Here is a 382-nt window from a genome sequence, read left to right as displayed (position 1 = left end):
TGAAGTAGGTAGTCGTGCTACACAAGAAGAACTTTCTACAATACCAAAGCCGGGATTTAATCTTGAAGTTATAGAAGGAGGAAAATTATGAAAACTAACGAACGATTCCATATTGCATGCCAAAATACATTTATAATTTCTCATTCAAACGACTTAGAAACTATGAAAATTTGGAAAAATCTTAAGGAATTACATGATGAAAATTTAGATGAATTTTTTGAATTTTCTATAGTGCGAGATAATGAAGTGCTTCTAGAGACACTTCGCCTTCCGAGTGATCCTTCACTCTACGAATGGTTTGTCGGTCAGCCAAATGTGCCATTACCGACAAAAAAAGAAGCTTTCTGAATATATCTGAAGAAGGGGTTTCCTTCTTCAGCTT

General features: G+C 34.8%; 1 protein-coding gene. It reads left to right on the top strand.

Going from position 1 to position 382, the window contains the following annotated elements; all coding sequences use genetic code 11:
• The first annotated feature begins 87 nt into the window (after positions 1 to 87).
• Positions 88 to 348 carry a hypothetical protein gene (locus KP705_RS19065; RefSeq protein ID WP_215764835.1) on the top strand — a complete coding sequence of 87 codons (261 nt, stop codon included), beginning with the start codon at positions 88 to 90 and terminating at the stop codon, positions 346 to 348.
• Positions 349 to 382 lie beyond the last annotated feature (34 nt).

It is taken from the genome of Gluconobacter sp. P1D12_c (genome assembly GCF_018812105.1).
Taxonomy (GTDB): Bacteria; Pseudomonadota; Alphaproteobacteria; order Acetobacterales; family Acetobacteraceae; genus Gluconobacter; species Gluconobacter oxydans_A.
This window is presented reverse-complemented; position numbering and strand designations above follow the sequence as displayed.